This window comes from Prevotella sp. TF12-30 (assembly GCF_003436715.1).
Classification (GTDB): Bacteria; Bacteroidota; Bacteroidia; order Bacteroidales; family Bacteroidaceae; genus Prevotella; species Prevotella copri_A.
Genome location: NZ_QSQJ01000005.1, coordinates 105,919 through 126,627, shown reverse-complemented (window position 1 = coordinate 126,627; position 20,709 = coordinate 105,919). Strand labels below are relative to the sequence as shown.

The window sequence follows — 20,709 nt, the reverse complement described above, 5'->3', positions numbered from 1 at the left end:
CTTCTCGCTCGTACATTATCACAATGAGCTGCAAGAGGGCAGCCACCTTAACACCCTCCTTGGCGATGCCTCGGCAGTTTGGAGAATGAAAAAGCTCCGCCTTTCTGCAGAGCTTCGAAACCTATTCAATAAGAAGAACTATATGGAAACCATCTATAACGGCATCAGTACATTGACCGACAGCTATTATCTTCGCCCTCGCGAACTGATGATTTCCGCCCAGTATTCCTTCTAAACAAAAATACCCATCTCAGAAAAGAGACGGGAGTTCTTTGCTTTTGAGGATAGGAAAATAGGTGCTGCGAAATTTACAAAGAAATAACTTTACAGACCAAATGTGGTGAAAAATATCTCTTAAGGGAAGTTTTTATTTTCCTTAAGGAAAAATATATTTTCCCTTAAGGAAAAAAATAAAAATCCTTAAGGGAAAATTTTCAATCTCTTCTTACCCCATTTTACGGGCATTTCTTCTAGATTGTCTCTTTCTAGAATATTATTTACATAGACTACTTCTGCTTCAGATAGTTCAACTGAACATTAGGAGCGCAGGCATTGCTTGTCTTCTCGGTGTATTCAGACACCTTCAAAGTAGCAGTACCCTTGATGTTCTCTACATCGCTACCTACCTTGAAGAGATAGTTACCTGCATCTACCTTCCACTGGCTGTTGGCCTCATCGAAGCTGGCAAGATCGCGCTTTTCAAGTGTCATCTTCAAAGTCTGGCTCTCACCTGGATTCAGCAACTTGGTCTTACCGAAGGTCTTGAGTTCCTTGGCTGGCTTCTCGTAAGCACCCTTTGGAGCGGTAACATAAACCTCAGCAACTTCCTTGCCGGCAACCTTACCGGTATTCTTGACAGTTACGCTAACCTCGATATTGTTGCCCTTTGCCTTGACTGATGGCTTGCCAAACTCGAAGGTAGTATAGCTCAAACCATAACCGAATGGATAAGCCACATTCTTCTTGAAGGTGTCGAAGTAGCGGTAACCTACATAGATATCCTCCTCTTGGTTGCTATAGTCGTAACCCTTGATGTTACCCTTGCTCCAATCCTGCAGATTCTTGTAGGTGTACATATCGTAATCCTTGGCGAAGTTGGCAGTAGATGGATGATCGGTAGCAGCGATAGGCCATGTCATGGTCAACTTACCCGATGGATTCACCTTACCGGTCAGGATATCAGCTACAGAGTTACCACCCTCGATACCTGGCTGCCAAGCTACGAGAATAGCATCCACACGGTCTCTCCAACTGGCTGTCTCCATCACAGAACCAGAGTTGATGATGACAATCACCTTCTTGCCCTTGGCATGGAAAGCATCAGATACACGGAAAATCATATCCTGCTCTATCTGACTGAGGTTGAACTCACCATTAATCTGGCGATCCATACCCTCACCTGCCTGACGGCCGATGGTGATGATGGCAGCGTCTGCCTTTGGCTCCTCGCTGGCTACACAACGCTCGGTAATCTCGATTTCATCGAGCTTTGGCTGTCCCTGATCCAGGAACCACATCATCGGATTCTTGTCTGCCTTCAACTTAGCCTTGGCATACTTCACATAATTCTGATAGATTTCCGTAAGCTGAGGAGTAGTTGCCACACCGATATTCTTCAAACCGGTAACCATATCTACAGAATAGCCTACATTAACGGCTCCACTACCAAGACCACCCGACATGAAGTCGTAAGAGTTGACACCGAAGAGTGCCACGGTCTTCAAGCCCTGGATAGGAAGAGCGGCATCATTCTTCAGGAGCACCATACCCTCGGTAGAACTCTGACGGGTGATGGCTGCATGAGCCTTCAAGTCTGGCTCACCACTATATTTATATCCCTTGAATCGAGGAGTCTTCACGATATATTCGAGCATACGGCGAACATTGCGGTCCACATCCTTGATATCCAGCTTGCCATTCTTTACGGCATCAACAATATCCTGCACCTGTGCAGGATAACCCGGCATCATCAGGTCGTTTCCAGCCTCAACTTCCTGTTCCAGCGGAAGGTCAGCACGCTTACCAATCCAGTCGGTCTCTACAATTCCCTTGTATCCCCAGTCGTTGCGGAGAATATCTGTAAGGAGACCCTTGTTGCCCTGGGCATACACACCATTAATCTTATTATAGGCAGACATGATAGTCCAAGGATTACTCTTGCGAACCATCATCTCGAAACCTTTCAGATACAATTCACGGAGAGCACGCTGGCTCAATCGCTCATCCACCTTGGTACGGTCAGTTTCCTGAGAGTTTACGGCAAAGTGCTTGGCACTCACGCCCACGCCCTGGCTCTGCACACCCTGTACAAAGGCGGTTCCGATAAGACCCGTTACGATTGGATCTTCTGAATAATACTCAAAGTTACGGCCACAGAGCGGATTGCGATGCAGGTTCATACCCGGTCCGAGCACAACATCACAGCCATACTCCAGGGTTTCGTTACCGATAGCCTCACCCACCTTGCGTACCAAGTCGGTGTTCCAGGTAGAAGCCAGACAGGTTCCGATAGGGAAACCGGTAGCAAAATAGCTACGGCTGTCACCTTCGCGATGAGCATCGATATGAACACCGGCAGGACCATCACACTGTACGGTAGTAGGAATACCGAGACGAGGGATGGCTACAGTAGTACCCGCAGCACCCGGCACGAACTTCTTCTGATGTCCGAGCATAGCACCGCTGCCCACGAATCCATCGTTACCACCGCCCACCAGCATCTGGGCTTTTTCTTCCAAGGTCATCGCCTTGATTACTTCGTCGATGTTGTTGGCATTCAATTTTGGTGCAGATTGCGCCATCATTGTAGTTGCCATTGCTCCTGCCGCAACGGTAAGAGCCAATTTCTTGTAGTTCATCATTTTGTCGTTTATTTAGTTAGTTATTACTTTTCTGTTCTTTTAGTCGTTTCGTCAGTTCCATGCAGTCCCTGAGAATACTGCATTTCTTCAAAAACTTGCTGCAAATTTAATAAAATAAGGTGGAAACACCAAGCATTTCCACCTTTTTTTCTTGAATTCAACAAGATTATTCCTGGATTTAACAAAAGATATAGTAAGAGAATAACATACTATACATATCCCTAACCTAAAGCTAGTCCTGATATTTAATCTGGAAGTAATCAAAGACAGAACATTCCTTCCATTTCAATCTTTCGCAAGTTTCATCAAAAAGAAGAAAAAAAATACTAGAAAACCTTGTAGGAATCAAACAATTATCGTATCTTTGCTGAATTATCCAAAAGTTGGGTACTAGAGTAAGGACATTTAAATAATGAAAGGTATGGAGCAGAGAAATTCTTCCATCGAAATCTATCGTTCCCCAGAGGGCAACATAGAGCTGAATGTAAAATTAGAAAATGATACCGTTTAGCTTACACAAAGCCAAATGGCAGAGTTGTTTGGCCGTGACAGAACTGTGATTTCACGACATGTCAATAACTGTTTCAAAGAAGGTGAACTCGACCCAAATATCACATGTGCAAAATTTGCACATATGGGTATTGACGGAGACCAAACCTACGAAACAACAATGTATAACCTAGATGTCATTATCTCCGTAGGCTATCGTGTAAAGTCAATCAATGGCACCAGATTCCGTCAATGGGCTAATTCTATCTTGAAGCAATACATTATCAAGGGCTATGCCATCAACCAGAAACGCCTAGACAATTACAACGAACTGAAAGAAGTGGTTCGTTTGATGTCACGTGCGATTACATTACAAGATCAGGTTTCAGAAGGTGAATATAACGGACTATTCAATGTCATCAGCGACTATGTTTATGCCCTGGATACTCTCGACAAATATGATTAAAGCAGAACTGAGGAAAAAGATGTAATGGTAAAAGTAGTCGTCAACTTGATTAACAAAGACAATCAATAAGAATTGCCATTAAAAAACCGCACAACAGCTATTGTGCGGTTTTAAATATATATTGCGATAACTTACTTCGCAGTATCTTTCGAGCTGCGCTTATCACGGCGATAACTGCGATAATCATCCAGCGGAATCTCAATATCAGGTTCCACCAGCTCGCCCTCACGTGGCAAGGCAAACTTCTGATACTTGATGTTCAAGCCACGCTCTATCCACATACTCTCATAATAGGTCTGGATAGAGAGGATCTTACGGGTTTCCTCATCGATACCCTCCTGATGATAGAGGTCCTCGGTGCGGAAGAGCACAGGCAGATGGTTGCCATCCACCATATAAGTAGTATAAGTGAAGAGGAAGTTGGAGTCCGTCTTCAGATGGATGATACCGCCATCCACAAGGAAGTGGCGATAACGGTTCATGAAGTAAGTAGATGTAAGACGCTTGCGAGGGTTCTTCATCTGTGGATCAGAGAAGGTGAGCCAGATTTCCTGCACCTCATCCTCGGCAAAGAAGCGGTCGATAATCTCGATGTTGGTACGGAGGAAAGCCACGTTTTTCTGTCCTTCCTCTATCGCCTTCTTGGCACCGGTCCACATTCGTGCACCCTTGATATCCACACCGATGAAGTTCATCTCTGGATAGAGCTTGGCAAGTTCCACGGTATATTCACCCTTGCCGCACCCCAACTCCAGCACGATAGGGTTATCATTGTGGAAATACATCTCACGCCACTTGCCCTTCATATCGAAAGGCACGTCATCTACAACACTATATGGATACTGGAACACGTTCTCGAAACGCTCCATATCCGCAAACTTAGCTAATTTTCCTTTGCTCATTGATTCATTTTTTCTTCGTTTGGGTACAAAGGTAATCATTTACCGATAATTATACAAATCGTATAATAGAAATTGTATAATATTAACGTAAAAAGAATCGCCAGAAAGCTATTCCGCCTGAATACCGAAGTACTCGTTGAGTTCGGCGATGGCAGCACCATCGGCATTAGGAAGATCCTTCACCAACTTGCCTTTCTCCAGCAGGAGGATGCGGGTGGAGATGTCGGCAATGAAGTTGAGGTTATGGCTGGAGATGATGACCGTGGTGCCCTGCTCCTTGCAGATGCGCTGAATCATGTGGGCGATAGTCATCTGAGAAGATGGGTCGAGATAGTTGAATGGCTCATCCAGGAGAAGAACCTTCGGATTGATGATCATCGCTCCGATGATACCAATCTTCTGTCGGTTGCCCTGAGAGAAATCACGGAGATACTTCTTGGTTCCCATGATTTCATCGTGCATAAAGCCCTCAAACTGCGCCAGTCGCTCCTGCAAGGTTTTATCGTCGATGTTATAGACATCAGCGATGAAATCGAAGTATTCCTCAGGGGTGAGGAAGTCGATGAGGAATCTGCCGTCGATGTAACTGCCGGTATATTCCTTCCAGGTTTCACTCTCGTTCACCTTCTGTCCATTGCTTTCCACGAAACCATCATCAGCCTGAATCAGGTCGAGAATCAGGCGGAGCAAAGTAGTCTTGCCCGCACCATTATTACCTACGAGTCCTATCAACTCGCCCTTTGCAACACCCAGATTATCAATATCGAGTACGGTATTGCCATTATATATCTTCTTGAGATTCTGAATCTTAATCATTTTACTTTGAACTTTGAATTTTGAACATTGAACTTTATGATTACTCTCCTAGCTTTCCATGAACTTCTCCATGCGCTTATACTTGTTCTTCTCGAAGATGGCAGCAATCTTGGCGATGAACCATTTATGGATGGCGATGCTGAATACTGCCAGCGCTACACAGGTGATAAACCATGCCGTCTCACCGAAGAAATGATAGATGGCAGCGACGCCAGCCAGCGGGAAGAGGAAGGCGATGGAATAAAGATTGATCTTCAGATTCGCTCCCTGCATGCTGAACATGGAAGTCTGGAATATCTCCAGACGGGAAGAGAAGAGTGCTGTAGGCAGATTAAAGAGATTGATGAACACCGCCAGACAGAAACCGCTGATGAGCACCTGGATTCCGATTCCTGCCTCCAGGAAAAGGAACGGAAGGGTGAGCAACAAGGCTATCGCACTCACTACCATATAATAATAGAAGCAATTCTGCAGCATCTGCTTCACCTTTACCGGCTTGGTCATCAAGCCATGGAAGAAGTTTGCCTCAATACCAAAGGTCCATTGCGACAATACCACCGATGGCAGCAGGATGGCACCCGCCACATAGAGGGTAGTCATAGCCACCTTATCCCCCATCTCCTGTCCCGGCTCTAAAGGCACCAGGGCGAAGAGATAGGCATCGAAAAGGAAGATGGCGGTAATCATAATCACCATCGTACGGACACGCTTTGCTCTCAACGTGCCGATATATTGCAGACTGAAGAGGTTGATATGGCTGAATCCACGGAACTTGGAAACCTTCTGCTTCTGCTCGTTATAAATCTTTTCGTGATAGAGATAAGCGGTAAGTCCCGTGAATACCGCTCCTGCTAGGAAGAAGAGACCTATCCATCCCATATATACCGGGAAGAAGGAAGCCACAAACATATATCCTATCAGCACGGCAAACATTCCCATCCATCCCAATATCAAAGGCCATTTCAGAATCCATTCCGTAGCCTTACGGTAACAGGTGATGTAGATGCCGTTGACAAAAGAGAACTCCAGGAACAGGAAGAAGCTGGCTACAGCCTCACTTGCCGGCAAGAGATAAATGAACACCGGAAGCGTAAGAACCGGAAGCACATAGTTCCAGAAGCTCACGAGATTGGTGGTGAGCAGGAACTTGTTCCAGATTTTCTCTGGCACAGGGCGCGACTTCACATAATCATCCATTGCCGTAATGTCCCTCTTCATCACCATCTTCATGATGATGTCTGGAATCAACATGCCGATTACGATGCCGGCACCCAACAATGCCGGCATTTCTTCCCCCTTCAGTTCTCCTCCACTCTCGGTGAAGCCCTGGTAGAAGCCCACACCCACCATCACATACAGGAAGATGATGTAGCACGCCACGAAGGCATCTCTCTTGCGGAAGTTACGGCGCTGTTGCAGCCACCATAACCTTAACAGTAATTTCAACATAATTCTTTCATTTCATTGGTTTATGGATGCAAAGGTAAATAAAAAACTGAGAAATCTATGACAAAACGAAAGAAATAACTTAAAAATAACATTAGATAAGAAACAATTTGCAAGAAGAACTGAGAAGTTATAAGAGAAAAAAACAAAAAAGCAGCATCTTCATCCCGAAGATGCTGCTCGTTTCTAACTAAAACTAACTCATGTATCAACTATTCTCCAAAACTATTAAAACCTAAAAAACAATTCTATTTTACCGGCAAGATGTTATCCTCCTCATCATAGAAGAGAGGAGCCACCTTTACGCTGCGAAGCCAGGTTGTATCATTTGAAGGCACACAGTCGTGATGGAACAGATACCACTGTCCCTTATACTCGCAGATACTGTGATGGGTTGTCCAACCTACCACCGGCTCCAGGATAACACCCTTATAAGTAAATGGACCATAAGGATTATCACCTACAGCATAGCAGAGATAATGAGTATCACCGGTAGAGTAGCTGAAATAATACTTGCCCTTGTACTTGTGCATCCAGCTAGCCTCGAAGAAGCGATGCGGATCATCGGCTGGCAACACCTTACCCTCCTCGTCAACGATGACAACAGGCTTTGGCATCTCAGCAAACTGCTGAACATCATCAGTCATCATGGCTACACGGGATGGCAACGGATTCTCCTTGCCTTCTGGAAGATGCTCATCCTTCAGTGCCTTGTTGTCCTTGTACCACTGAAGCTGACCGCCCCAGATACCACCGAAATAGCAGTAAATCTTGCCATCATCATCCTTGAACACGCAAGGGTCGATGCTGTATGACTTGCGGATAGGGTCGGCATTCGGAACGAAAGGACCTTCAGGCTTATCAGCCACAGCCACACCGAGATGGAACACGCCATTATAATCCTTGGCAGAGAAGATAAGATAGTACTTGCCATCCTTCTCTACTACATCGTTGTCCCACATCTGCTTCTCAGCCCATGGCACATCCTTCACATCGAGAATCACACCATGATCGGTTACTTCACCCTCCATCACATCGTCCATAGAGAGAACATGATAGTCTTTCATCTGGAAGTGACCGCCATCATCGTCGAAGCTTTCGCCGCTGTCCCAGTCATGGGATGGGTAAACATACAGACGACCGTTAAACACATTGGCAGATGGATCTGCCATATAATCCTTTGGGAACAAATATCTTGCTTTCATTGTTATCTTATATTTAAAGAGATTGATGATATTATCTTAAGAGATTCTATTTGAAGAGATCTTATTTAAAGAGATTGACGATTTCCTTCACCACTGGCTTCACCTCGTTGTTGCGGTCGATGAGCAGTGGATAGTTGGTTCTGCCAGGGATAGGCCAGCCATTCAACCAAGAGTGACCATCGTTGACACCCCAGAAGGTAACACGACTGATGACCTCCTTGTGACGCTCTACAATCTTGAAGAGATCGAGATAACGCTGGTTGAAGAGTTTCTGTGCCTTCTTGTTAAGTCCCTTCACGTATGGATTGTACTTCTTCTGAAGTTCAAACTTCTGACTGATTTCCGCACCGCCGAATCCTTCCGGATTAGGAAGCATGTTCATATCCAGCTCAGTCAGCATCACCTTGACACCTTCACCTGCAAAAGCCTCGATGCTCTTCTCATACTCAGCATAATCAGGATAATCAAAACCATTGTGGCTCTGCATACCTACAGCATCGATGCGGAGACCCTTCGCCTTCAAATCGCGAACCAGCTTGCAGATAGCCTCACGCTTAGCTGGCTTCGAAGTAGAATAATCATTATAGTAAAGCTCTACGTTAGGGTCAGCCTCATGCGCAAAGCGGAAAGCCAGTTCGATGAACTCCGGACCGATAATCTTATAATATAGAGACTTGCGGTAAGAGCCATCATCCTCGAAAGCTTCGTTCACAACGTCCCATCCCTTTACTCTACCTTTATAATGAGTAACCACATTCATGATGTGATTATACATTCTGCCGATGAGCACTTCACGGCTTACCAGATTACCCTTATCATCGGTAAACATCCACTTAGGTGGCTGAGAGTGCCAAACCAGGCAATGACCTATCAAGGTCTTTCCGTTCTTCTCTGCCCAGTCAGCCAGCTTATCGCCATCGGTGAAATCAAAGCGATTCACCTCCGGATGATTTTCCTCGCCCTTCATACAATTCTCGGCAACCACCTGGTTAAACTGTTTCTTCACTACTTCCTCACCTGCCGGGTCTTGTCCGTCTGTCAGAGAAGTATTAACGGCTGCACCCACCAGGAAGTACTTGCCCATGGCCTCCTGGAATGTTGGGATTGTCGTATTATTATTGCCTTTCTGGGCAAATGCTGCCGAAGCAAGCATCAAGCCCAATGCAAAAGTCGATATTTTCTTCATGTCTAATTTATATTTTTCTCATTTTTAAATGTTACTTTCCCTGTTTGTGTCGAGCCTCGATCTTCTTGTTGATATCATCGATAACCGCATCTGTCAACTCATACTTCGAAATAATGAAGATGGCGAGCAGCAACAAGGCAGCAGGAATGACACATACCAACCAGAGAATACCCTCCTGAGCCTCAGGAGTCTGCTCCACGGCCTTCGGATTGTAAGCCACGTAAGCAAGGATGGCTGGAGCCACCACACTACCCAAGGTCATACCCGCCTTGAAGAAGATGCCCGTCAAGGCATTCACGATACCTGCAATACGCTTGCCACTCTTATACTCTCCATAAGAGATAACCTCAGGAACAAGAGCCCACATATAACCCGTAGCTACAATAACACCCGTTGACTTAACAAACTGGGCGATATAGACGAGCATCATACTTGGCTGCTCCATCTTTGCTACCAGATAAAGGAATGCCATACCCACGATGGCGATGCCCAGAAACACATAGAACATGTTCTTCTTGCCGATTGCCTTCTTAATCATAGGCACCAGTGGCATGAAGATGAACGATGGTGCCGAACCCAAACCCATGAAGATGGAAAGCTGCTCGGAGGTTCCGTGAAGGTTGCTGTTCATGAAGTAAGCTCCTGCCGCATTGCCGATAGACATCATGGCGAAGGCGGTGATGAAGAAGAAGGCTATGATACGCAAAGGACGGTTGTGGAAAAATTCCATCCAAAGGTCGCTTATCTTCACATTGGCACTCTCCTCGGCATTCATTACCACACGCTCCTTACACTGTGAGAAACAGAAGAGGAGCAACAACAAACCAATGACGGCATAGATGGTCATGGTGGTAAACCAAGCCACCGGATCCTTAGGCAAACCATCCGACTGCTGGTCGGTAAAGTATGCGATGAGCAACGGAAGGCCTGAGCCTACAGCCAAACCGCCACAGTTTGCCATAAACATACGAACTGACGTCAACACCGTGATTTCATCGGTATCACGAGTCAGCGATGAGTTCAAGGCTCCATAAGGTACATTGATAAATGTATAGAGCAATGTCATGGCAATGTATGTGATATAGGCATAGAGCAGGGATGGTGCAAAACCATTCCAGAAGCAGAGGATGGCAAAGCCCGAAAGTGGGATTCCTACGAATACCAGATAAGAGCGATACTTACCCAACTTAGGATTGTGCTTATCTATAAGGGCACCTACAATAGGGTCCCAAATCACATTTGCAACATTTCCTACCGTAAACATCACGGAAACGTCAACTGCATCGAGTCCATAGATATCGGTATAGAAGAACAACAAGTACATACATGTTGTCTGGAAGATGAGGTTTTGTGCCAAGTCACCAGAACCGAATCCGATGCGCTGCAACCAACTCAATTTGTAGAATCCCTGGGATTCCTGTGAATTCTTTTCCATATCTTTATTCTTTTATTTCAATTTTTCTGCGGCAAACTTGCCCATAGCTTCATATCCCTTAGGGTTGAGATGCAACCAGTCGTCTGAATATTCAGCCTTCAGGCGCTGAGGGTCTTTCGGGTCACGGGTTAATTCATCGAAATCGATGACATCATCAAAGGCACCGCTCTTTCTTATCCATTCGTTCACGGTTTGGCGCATTGCCTCATGCCAGAAGGAATACCATCCGTTGCCCTTAGTTGGGGTAATGGTTCCGCCATACACCTTGATGCCTTTAGCCTTGGCTTTTGCTATCAGTACCTTGTAGCAGGCAATCAGGGTATCTGTTACATGTTCATAATTTCCTCCGCAGCAACCGATATCGTTGGTTCCTTCGAAGATAATGAGCTTATCCACACCTGTCTGTCCCAGGATGTCACGGTCGAAACGCTTCATAGCTGGTTCGCTCAATCCGCCTTGCACCACGCAGTTGCCACCGATACCGAGATTCAATACACCGTATGGCTTCTCTGCATTCAGGGCATCCGAGAGGAAATCGGTCCATCGGTTCTGATGGTTGGTGGTACTTCCACGGCCATCGGTAATAGAGTTTCCGAGGATAGCCACCACAGGGGTAGTCTTATCGGTCTTCACATCAATGGCTGAAAGATTATACCAGTGGTCAGCCTTCTCCTGCTTATCGAAAGCAACATCCGTTGGCTTCACCGCCTTGCCCTTCACATTACTAACAATATAAGATGTGGTACGTGAACCACGATGAGAAGTTGCATTCACAGGAGTCTGCTTGCCATAATCGATGGTAATCGTAAGGCGTTGACCACTCTTCAAGGCATACTTCAAATCATCAGAGAAGATAGCCTTTCCAGGAGCAATGGTCACATTCTTCTTACCTCTGAATTTAAGATACTTCACCGTCTTGGTCTGAATTCCCCAGTTACTAGGAACATCTGTATCTGCAATATACACCGATTTGATTTCCACCGGTTCCTTGCTCTGCTCATTGCTGAGCTTCACTCTGAGTTCCTCTCCGCCAAAGGAAACATGAACCACCTGTCGGCAAGAGCGGTTGCTCAAGCTTTCCTTAGGCATATCTCCTTTGCCAGTCCATTCCACTGCAGTAGCCCAAGAGCCTTTCCACACCTTCTGGGCAAAAGCTACAGAACTTGACGCTGCCAACACGAGTGCCAAAGATAAGATTTTTATAGCTTGTTTATTCATTGTTATTATGATGCCTTTAATGTTTCTATTGTTGTTGACGATGCAAATTTACTAATAAATTATGAAATAACAGGTATTTTATAGTTACCATTACTTTTCTATTTGTTTCATACTCACAAAAATGGCACAAAAAGATAAAGAAACAAAAAGAAACGAAACATATTGTTACATTAGAATTTGTTTCTTCCATTGTTTTTTGTTACTTTTGCAGCCATAATAACCTATTTAAATAAGAAACGGACAAAAAATATGAAGCATATCAGACATTGCCTCACGGCACTCTTCGCTATCGCCCTATCGCTTATGGTATGGGCCGACAGTGGTGAACTCTTCACTTCGGGCAAGCTATCCAGTTCGCTTATCAACTGTATTGTGCAAGACAAGTATGGCTATATCTGGGTGGGCACGGAATACGGACTCAGCAAGTTCGACGGCTACCGCTTTACCAACTATCTGCACAACGAAGAAGACACAACCTCCATCACCGACAATATTATCTCCGACCTTCTGGTAGATAAGAAAGGTAACCTCTGGATTGGTTGCGCCAAGGGATTGATGCGCTATAATTATGAGACGAACAATTTCTCCCGTCTCCAGTTTCCTGATGGCAGAAAGCCACGCATCTATTCGATGGTAGAAAGCCATCGCGGCGATATCCTGCTGGGCACTGCAGGTTACGGTCTCTACTCCGTGAAGAACAACGGCATAGAAAAAACGGCAAACAACAGATTCACCATCAGATGGGAAAGAGCATACGCCGAGCGCGACTCGGATGTATTCTTCACCCATATCTACGAAGACAAGCACCACTATCTCTGGCAGAGCAGTCACCTGTCAACCTTCACCCGATTCATCGAGAAGCAAGGCAAGGTGCAGCGCAAAGACTTCAAATCGCCATACGGAGCCCCTGTGGCATTCATCCAACATCGCCCGCAAGCCATGCTCATCGTCTGCATGTATGGCATCATCTACTATGACTATCGAACGGGGCGTATAGCCGATGCCGGTTACGACCTGGGTACTTTCAAGAATCATGTAACCATCAACAATGCCACATTCGACCATGATGGCAACCTCTATATCAGCACCTCTGAACATGGAGCCCTGATTATCAAGAAGGGAAGCAACAAGGTGGAACAGCTGGAAAACAGCAACAGCAATTTCAATCTTTCCACCGCCTTCGTCAACGATATCATCGAAGACAAGGACAACAATCTCTGGATAGGCTGTTACAAGAAAGGTCTCTATCTGCTCAACCAGCGCCAGCAAGCCTTCAGCAGCTGGAGTTTCTCGGCACAGAACTACATCATCGGCAGCAGCGTTTCTTCCATCGCCCCTGGCGAGAATGGCGAAACATGGTGTACGGTGCAAAACAGTGGCGTATTCTGTTTTGATGCTTCAGGAAAGATTATCGCCCACCCTACCTCGCCAGCAGGCACCTGCATCATCTACAAAGACCGCCGGGGTGCATACTGGATCAGCAACGGAAGTGCGCTCTACAGCTACAATCCGCATACGGGAGCCTATCAGGAAAAGCTCACCTTTACCAGCGCAGGTATCTACTGCATGACAGATGACAATCAGGGCAATCTCTATATCTCAGTATATAGTAAGGGCCTATATATATATAATGTGGAAAGCGGAAAGGTTACCGTGCTCAATATGCGACAGAGAGGAAACAAGGGATTCCTCTGCAACGACTGGGTGCGCAGCATGGCATTCGACCATACCAGTCATCTGTGGATAGGTACTTCAAATGGCGTTTCCTGCCTCAACACGAAGACACTCTGCTTCAAGGACTTCGGATGGAATAACATTCTGAAAGACAGACAGGCGAATGGCATCTGCGAAGGAAAGAACGGCAATATGATTATCGGAACGGAAGAAGGACTCTATCTTTTCGACCGAAAGAACAACAAGCCCCTTGCTTTCCCTCACGCCGAAGTTCTGAAGGGAAAGCAGGTGTGCAGCATCATCAAAGACCATCAGGGCGACTTGTGGATAAGCACCACCATGGGCATCTGGCAGTATGACCAAAAGAACAGACAGTTTATCGGGCACATCAATGGCAACGGACTCACCACCCGTGAATACGTGCTGGGTTCCTCCATGCATACCGCCAGCGACCTCATCGCCTTCGGAACAAGCAACGGCATCACCACCTTCTACCCAGGAAGAGTGAGAGCCAAGAAGATGGAACTGGGAGATGTACACCTCACCAACTTTATCATCGACGGCAAGCCAATCAACTGTCTGACGGATGAGTTCACTATACCATACGAGGAGAATTCGTTCACGCTGGAGTTCTCGCTGCTCAACTACAGGAACACCGACAACATCAGCTTCCAATATCGTATCAACGAGGGAAAATGGAACAGCACCAACGAAGGCTCCAACGCAGTATCATTCAACAAGTTGAAACCGGGCAGCTACACCCTGGAGGTAAGAGCCATGAGCAATGGCAACTTCTCCAAGAAGTCTACCATCATCCACATCAAGGTGTGCGACCCTTGGTATGCTTCCACCTGGGCATTTCTCCTCTATTTCCTGACAGCAGCAGGCATCATCCTGTATATCATCTACCGATATGAGCGCCATCGCAAGGAAGACCTGGAGGAAACCAAGATGCAGTTCCTCATCAATGCCACCCACGACATCCGTTCACCGTTGACACTGATTATGGGACCCCTCAACAAGCTGAAGACAAGAATCACGGATGCCGAAAGCAAACAGGATATCGATACCATCGACCGCAACGCCCAGCGCCTGCTGCTTCTGGTAAACCAGATACTCGACGAGCGAAAGATAGACAAAAACCAGATGCATCTGCACTGTCAGAAAACCCAGCTCAGGGAATTCCTGAACGGCATCATATCGCTCTACCGTTTCAATGCAGAAGAGCGCAACATCGCACTCTCGCTCCAGGAAGATGCGAGCCTCAACGATGCCAATGGCAAGTTGCCTGTATGGATAGACCGCATCAACTTCGACAAGGTGATTTCCAACCTGCTCTCCAACGCCATGAAATATACCTTCAATGGCGGCACCATCACCCTCATCATGGGCAAGGACGAGAAGAATGCCATCATCAAGGTACAGGATACCGGCATCGGACTGAAGGAAGAGAAGACCGACCGACTCTTTGACCGGTTCTACCAGGGCAACAACAGCAGCGACCTTCACATCGAAGGCACCGGCATAGGACTGAACCTCTGCAAGGCATTCGTAGAGATGCACGGAGGCAAGATCAAGGCATACAACCGCACCGATGGCATCAAGGGTTCCTGCTTCGAGGTAACCATTCCGCTGGGCAAGGAACATCTGAAGCCAGAAGAGATTCTCAACGAGGAAGAGGACAGAAGCATCGAATCCACCGGTAAAAGAACGCAAGCCAACCGCAATTTCAATATCCTGATAGTAGATGACGATGCTGAGATTGCCCATTATATCAAGACCGAACTGAGCGACTGGTACCGATTTGAACATGCCAGCAACGGCAAGGAAGGTCTCAAGATGTTGCTCACCGGCAAATATGATCTCGTGATAAGCGATGTGATGATGCCGGAAATGGATGGTATTACCATGCTCAAGAAGATTAAAGGCAACTCTAACGTAAGCGATATTCCAGTCATCCTGCTCACCTCCAAGAGCGAGGTAGAGAATCGACTAGAGGGATTGCGCAAAGGTGCCGATGCCTTCCTGGCTAAACCTTTCAATATGGAAGAGCTGCATATTCTCATCGACAATCTGGTAGATAATGTCCGACGCATCCGTGGCAAATACAGCGGTGCGCAGGGACAGAAGGCTAAGATTGAGCAGATAAAGGTAAAGGGCAATAACGACGCTCTCATGGAAAGAGTGATGAAATATATGAACGAGCACCTCGCCGACCCTGACCTCAACGTTGAGAAACTGACAGAAAATGTAGGCATCAGCCGTGCCCAACTGCACCGTAAGCTGAAAGAAATAGCAGGTGTCTCTGCCGGTGAATTCATCCGTAACTTACGATTAGAACAAGCTGCACGTCTTATTGAAGAAGGGCAGATCAACATCACGCAAGTAGCTTATTCCGTAGGATTTTGCAACCAGACTCACTTCTCTACAGTGTTCAAGAAGCACTATGGCATTTCACCAAGTGAATATGCTGAAACAAAGAGAAATGAGAAATAAACAACAAATAAAAGAAAATAAGGTATTTTTTCGTATCTTTGCAGCAGAAACAATAATAATACAAACTAACGATCTGCAAAGATATGAAGAAATACCTTATTTTTTTATTTACGGTACTTACATCACTCCATGTTTCTGCACAGAGTGATGGCTCACAGTTATGGCTAGGAAAGCAGTATGCCAACTCATGCCAAGTCATCTCACAGTTGCCTGATGATGCAACAGCCAAGATTGCCAAGCAGGAGTTGGAGAACAACTGGCGTGGCAAGAATGTAGAATTGAAGATAGACAAGACGCTGAATCTTGGCGAGGGTTATCACCTCTATGCCCGTCCTGCACAGCAAGGCGACAACATTCAATACGAAGCAACCATCACCGCCAGCAATCCTATCGGTTTGCTCTATGGTGCCTACGAGCTGATTCGACTTCAGAACACCGATGCCTACAACACAGGTAGCGGCAATCAACAGAACTTCAGTAAAGCTATAGATGAAACCGAGAAACCACAAGTGGGTCTCCGCATCCTCAACCATTGGGATAATCTCGATGGCAGCATCGAACGTGGCTATGCCGGCAAGAGCATCTTCAAATGGGAAGAAATCAAACTCGGCAAAAACGGCAAGGGTGGCAGCATCAGCAAGAGTCTTCACGACCGTCTCATCACCTATGCCCGTGCCAACGCATCGCTCGGCATCAACGGAAGTGTACTGAACAATGTAAATGCATCGCCAAAGATGATGACGGCAGAATATATTAATAAGGTGAAGGTCATCGCCAACATCCTGCGTCCATACGGCATCCGAGTGTATCTCAGCATCAACTTTGCTTCTCCTATGGCATTGGGCTATACCAAGACTGCAGACCCATTGGATAAAAAGGTACAACAGTGGTGGAAGAAGAAAGCAAAGGAGATTTATGCTGCCATTCCAGACTTTGGCGGATTCCTAGTAAAAGCTAATTCTGAAGGACAACCTGGTCCTGGCGATTACCACCGCACTCATGCCGAGGGAGCCAACATGCTTGCCGATGCCGTGAAGCCATACGGTGGCATTATCATGTGGCGAAGCTTTGTATATGGTGCTAACCATAAGGGAGAAGACCGTGTAAAGCAAGCTGTCAGCGAATTCAAAGGGATGGATGGAAAGTTCCGTGACAATGTAATTCTCCAGTCAAAGAACGGTCCGCTCGACTTCCAGCCTCGTGAACCATACGCTCCTATCTTCGACAACATCAAACAGACACCTCAGATAGCAGAACTTCAGATTACCCAGGAATATCTCGGACAGTCTAAACACCTCACCTATCTCGCCCCGATGTGGAAGGAATTCTTCGGATTCGTCAATCCAAGCAAACTGGTTGGAATCTCAGGTGTAGCCAATATCGGTGATGATGCCAACTGGTGCGGTCATCCTTTCTCACAGGCAAACTGGTATGCCTTCGGTCGCCTGGCATGGAATCCTTCGCTCAGCGCCGAAGAGATTGCTCATGAATGGCTCGTACAAACCTACGAAAACCAGGACGAGAAGTTCACCAAACCTGTGGAGATGATGATGATGACCTCACGTGAGGCTTGCGTCAACTATATGATGCCATTGGGCTTACACCATATCTTCAAGTTCGATCACCACTACGGTCCGGAACCGGATGGTTTCATCGCCAGCTATCCATTGGAGTGGTGCCCTGTTTATTATCACAAGGCAGATGCCAAGGGTATCGGTTTCGACCGCTCATCCAAAGGTACAGATGCCGTAGGTCAGTATCCGGAGCCATATCGCAGTCTGTATGACAACATCGAGACTTGCCCAGAAGAATATCTCCTATGGTTCCATCATGTAGCTTGGAATTACAAAATGAAATCAGGAAGCACCCTCTGGCAGGAGCTCTGCATGAAGTACAACATGGGTGTAGCGATGGTTGAAGTATATCGCGACTTCTGGCACACCTCAGCCAAACAGTATATGAAGGGGCATGAACAGGAATGGCAACATACCGATTCATTACTCAATGTACAATTGGAAAACGCCAAGGAATGGCGCAATACCTGCCTCAAGTATTTCCAGAACTATGTATCTTCTACAGTAGATAAGTAATAGTAGAACCCGCAGGAAAGTAATGATAAAGTGTCGTAATCTCAGATTTTTTATGAGATTGCGACACTTTTCTCGCTAAAAAGTTGTCGTAATCTCATTTTTTTTGTAACTTTGCGACAGTTTTAAGCAAAAAAAGACTGATATGAAAGAGAACATCATCGGAAGAGAACAAGAGATATCCAAGCTGGAGAACTACATCTCTAGTCGTAAATCGGAGTTTATTGCCATATACGGCAGACGACGTGTAGGTAAAACATTTCTCATCAAGGAAATGTTTGAGGGACGTTTTACCTTCCGAGTTACAGGCAAAGACAATGTCTCTACCAAGGAACAACTCACCAATTTTGGCTTTGCCCTCCTTGAGCAAATGAATGTGGATACAATGCCTAAAGACTGGGAAGAAGCCTTCAGATTATTACAAAAGGCTATAGAAAATATGCCGGAAGGCGCGAAGGTCATCTTCTTCGATGAACTTCCATGGTTTGACACTCGTTCCTCTCACTTCATCAGTGTCTTGGAGCACTTCTGGAACGACTGGGCTTTCTATCGCAACGACATCAAGTTGATAACCTGCGGAAGTGCCACTACCTGGATGATAGACAATGTCATCAACTCTCATGGCGGTCTCCACAATCGTGTTACGCACAATATCCTTCTCTCACCTTTCTGCCTGAGAGAAGTAGAAGACTATTTCAAGGCACAGGGATTCAATTATGAGCGACCAGAAATCATCGAATGCTTCATGGCTGTAGGTGGAATTGCCTATTATCTCTCCCTCTTTGAAAGCGACAAGAGCGTGGCACAAAATATCCAGCAACTATGCTTTACACGTGGTGGCGAACTGACAGAAGAATTCGAACGTCTCTTCAAATCTTTATTCAAGAAAGCAGACAATTACCAAGCAATCGTAACGGCACTGAAAGATAAGGGCAAAGGCATGACGAGACAAGAACTCTTGGATGCTACGCATCTTCCCAACAACGGTAGGTTTACGAGCATGCTAAAGGAACTGGAGCAGTGCGACTTCATCCGCAGTTACAATCCTTTTGGAAAGACCAAAAAGGAATGTATGTATCAACTGATAGACCCATTCACATTGTTCTACTTCAAATTCATGCACAACAAAGGTACATTCTTTGACGACTACTGGATCAAGATGCAATCAACCAGCGAGTATGCCTCATGGTGTGGCCATGCCTTCGAGATAACTTGCCTTCATCACATCAACAATATTGTAAAAGCCCTTGGCATAGATGGTTGCATCAACATCCCATGCGCTTGGTCGTATCGCCCTACCAGCAAGACATTGGCAGACGAGGATGCCGATGAGGATTTGAAACAAGGTGCCCAGATAGACTTATTGATAGACCGCTCCGACAAGTCCATTTCCATCTGCGAGATGAAATACTGTCAGGGAGAATATGAAATCAACAAGGCATATGATGCCCATCTCATGCACCGCCTTAACATATTCAAGAAAGTGACCAAGACTAACAAGACCCTCATCCCTACCTTCATCACTCCATACGGACTATATAATAATATGTATGCAAGAAAAATAACAAGACAAGTAACAGGGGATGACTTGTTTGCATAACATAATTTGGGGTTATAAAAAACACTTTCTTGGACGTAATATAAAAAAGAGTGCAGCTTCTCATATGCAAAGATACGCTTTCCTTCTGAAAGATGCAAGGAATTATTGGAAAATGTTTGAGAGTGAGGGAGATAAAAAGAAAAAGGTGTATCCCCGCTTGCCCGATGTATGGGGCAAGAAGGATACACCTTATTATATTATAGTCCTTTAATTTCCTGCTCTGTCAAACCAGTAATTAAAGCAATCTGCTCTATGCTCAATCCATTAGCCAGCATTTTGCGGGCAATGTTATTTTTCTCTTCAGCACGACCTTCAGCACGGCCTTCAGCACGACCTTCAGCTTTGCCTTCTTCCATACCTTCCAATCTTGCATTTCCCAAAACATCATTTTGAATCATGATGGCATTGATATGTTCATCGTATGCATAACGTTCTGCATCCGACATGGAATAGTATTTCAGTTTCTCACGAGCTTCCTGCAGACCTGGTGCCTGGGTGTCTGGCGAGATGACTCCATTTTTCAGGTATTCAACCCATTCTTCCAATGGTGATTTAGCTACCTTATTGAATTCATTAACTCGAACTAGAATATAAGTTGGGAATATCTCTGAAGGCGATTTCCTTACTATCGTATCTTTCTCCTTGGTGCTGATAACAAGATGGTCTTGGGTATGCAAGCCCACGAAATTGTTCTGTCCCACATAGATGTAGTCTGATCCCTTTCCCAGATCAAAGTACAGAATGCTGATGGAATATACTTTCTTCACCTCTTTGTATGTATTTCCCAGATTGATATGCTCTGTAATGGCTTTGGCTACTCCATAGAGC

General features: G+C 45.8%; 14 protein-coding genes. 5 read left to right on the top strand and 9 right to left on the bottom strand.

The genetic code is table 11. The features are described 5' to 3' along the window. Positions 1-235: TonB-dependent receptor (locus tag DXD25_RS03725; RefSeq protein ID WP_147327840.1), on the top strand; the 235-nt coding region annotated here is incomplete at its 5' end. 271 nt (positions 236-506) lie between these two features. On the opposite strand, the gene DXD25_RS03720 is transcribed toward DXD25_RS03725, so the two are convergent. Further along, positions 507-2,858 carry a glycoside hydrolase family 3 protein gene (locus DXD25_RS03720; protein WP_117661852.1) on the bottom strand — a complete coding sequence of 784 codons (2,352 nt, stop codon included), beginning with the start codon at positions 2,856-2,858 and terminating at the stop codon, positions 507-509. Positions 2,859-3,387: 529 nt separating this feature from the next. Here DXD25_RS03720 and rhuM point away from each other — a divergent pair. Beyond that, entirely contained in the window at positions 3,388-3,816 is a 429-nt protein-coding gene (rhuM, locus tag DXD25_RS17095; protein ID WP_255415678.1) for a RhuM family protein, read from the top strand. 131 nt (positions 3,817-3,947) lie between these two features. Here rhuM and trmB read toward each other — a convergent pair whose 3' ends face one another. From trmB to DXD25_RS03680, 7 genes are all read right to left on the bottom strand, one after another. Then, positions 3,948-4,718, bottom strand: a complete 771-nt coding sequence (trmB, locus tag DXD25_RS03710; RefSeq protein WP_022121261.1) for a tRNA (guanosine(46)-N7)-methyltransferase TrmB — start codon at positions 4,716-4,718, stop codon at positions 3,948-3,950. 108 nt (positions 4,719-4,826) lie between these two features. Continuing rightward, positions 4,827-5,534, bottom strand: a complete 708-nt coding sequence (locus DXD25_RS03705; protein WP_117661844.1) for an ABC transporter ATP-binding protein — start codon at positions 5,532-5,534, stop codon at positions 4,827-4,829. Between the two features lie 48 nt (positions 5,535-5,582). Further along, positions 5,583-6,983, bottom strand: a complete 1,401-nt coding sequence (locus DXD25_RS03700; protein WP_117661843.1) for a DUF5687 family protein — start codon at positions 6,981-6,983, stop codon at positions 5,583-5,585. Positions 6,984-7,228: 245 nt separating this feature from the next. Continuing rightward, the gene (locus DXD25_RS03695) at positions 7,229-8,185 is read right to left on the bottom strand and encodes a glycoside hydrolase family 43 protein (RefSeq protein WP_117661842.1); all 957 of its coding nucleotides are present in this window, start codon (positions 8,183-8,185) and stop codon (positions 7,229-7,231) included. A 61-nt stretch (positions 8,186-8,246) separates the two neighbouring features. Continuing rightward, positions 8,247-9,371, bottom strand: a complete 1,125-nt coding sequence (locus tag DXD25_RS03690; protein WP_117661841.1) for an endo-1,4-beta-xylanase — start codon at positions 9,369-9,371, stop codon at positions 8,247-8,249. A 31-nt stretch (positions 9,372-9,402) separates the two neighbouring features. Continuing rightward, entirely contained in the window at positions 9,403-10,806 is a 1,404-nt protein-coding gene (locus DXD25_RS03685; RefSeq protein ID WP_117661840.1) for an MFS transporter, read from the bottom strand. Between the two features lie 12 nt (positions 10,807-10,818). After that, positions 10,819-12,024 (bottom strand): SGNH/GDSL hydrolase family protein, encoded by a 1,206-nt coding sequence (locus DXD25_RS03680; protein WP_187360427.1) that lies wholly within the window; start codon positions 12,022-12,024, stop codon positions 10,819-10,821. A 249-nt stretch (positions 12,025-12,273) separates the two neighbouring features. On the opposite strand from DXD25_RS03680, the gene DXD25_RS03675 reads away from it, so the two are divergent. From DXD25_RS03675 to DXD25_RS03665, 3 genes are all read left to right on the top strand, one after another. Beyond that, complete coding sequence (locus DXD25_RS03675; RefSeq protein ID WP_117661839.1) at positions 12,274-16,194, top strand: two-component regulator propeller domain-containing protein; 3,921 nt, start codon at positions 12,274-12,276, stop codon at positions 16,192-16,194. 83 nt (positions 16,195-16,277) lie between these two features. Beyond that, complete coding sequence (locus DXD25_RS03670; protein WP_117661838.1) at positions 16,278-18,284, top strand: alpha-glucuronidase; 2,007 nt, start codon at positions 16,278-16,280, stop codon at positions 18,282-18,284. A gap of 142 nt (positions 18,285-18,426) precedes the next feature. Beyond that, entirely contained in the window at positions 18,427-19,881 is a 1,455-nt protein-coding gene (locus DXD25_RS03665) for an ATP-binding protein (protein ID WP_117661837.1), read from the top strand. A 197-nt stretch (positions 19,882-20,078) separates the two neighbouring features. Here DXD25_RS03665 and DXD25_RS03655 read toward each other — a convergent pair. Then, positions 20,079-20,709: Rpn family recombination-promoting nuclease/putative transposase (locus DXD25_RS03655; protein ID WP_233522179.1), on the bottom strand; the 631-nt coding region annotated here is incomplete at its 5' end.

What these genes read in the sequence shown, in the direction of transcription:
- DXD25_RS03720 (WP_117661852.1), bottom strand. Translation starts at nt 2,858, where the DNA reads ATGAACTACAAGAAATTGGCTCTTACCGTTGCGGCAGGAGCAATGGCA.
- rhuM (WP_255415678.1), top strand. Translation starts at nt 3,388, where the DNA reads ATGGCAGAGTTGTTTGGCCGTGACAGAACTGTGATTTCACGACATGTC.
- trmB (WP_022121261.1), bottom strand. Translation starts at nt 4,718, where the DNA reads ATGAGCAAAGGAAAATTAGCTAAGTTTGCGGATATGGAGCGTTTCGAG.
- DXD25_RS03705 (WP_117661844.1), bottom strand. Translation starts at nt 5,534, where the DNA reads ATGATTAAGATTCAGAATCTCAAGAAGATATATAATGGCAATACCGTA.
- DXD25_RS03700 (WP_117661843.1), bottom strand. Translation starts at nt 6,983, where the DNA reads ATGTTGAAATTACTGTTAAGGTTATGGTGGCTGCAACAGCGCCGTAAC.
- DXD25_RS03695 (WP_117661842.1), bottom strand. Translation starts at nt 8,185, where the DNA reads ATGAAAGCAAGATATTTGTTCCCAAAGGATTATATGGCAGATCCATCT.
- DXD25_RS03690 (WP_117661841.1), bottom strand. Translation starts at nt 9,371, where the DNA reads ATGAAGAAAATATCGACTTTTGCATTGGGCTTGATGCTTGCTTCGGCA.
- DXD25_RS03685 (WP_117661840.1), bottom strand. Translation starts at nt 10,806, where the DNA reads ATGGAAAAGAATTCACAGGAATCCCAGGGATTCTACAAATTGAGTTGG.
- DXD25_RS03680 (WP_187360427.1), bottom strand. Translation starts at nt 12,024, where the DNA reads ATGAATAAACAAGCTATAAAAATCTTATCTTTGGCACTCGTGTTGGCA.
- DXD25_RS03675 (WP_117661839.1), top strand. Translation starts at nt 12,274, where the DNA reads ATGAAGCATATCAGACATTGCCTCACGGCACTCTTCGCTATCGCCCTA.
- DXD25_RS03670 (WP_117661838.1), top strand. Translation starts at nt 16,278, where the DNA reads ATGAAGAAATACCTTATTTTTTTATTTACGGTACTTACATCACTCCAT.
- DXD25_RS03665 (WP_117661837.1), top strand. Translation starts at nt 18,427, where the DNA reads ATGAAAGAGAACATCATCGGAAGAGAACAAGAGATATCCAAGCTGGAG.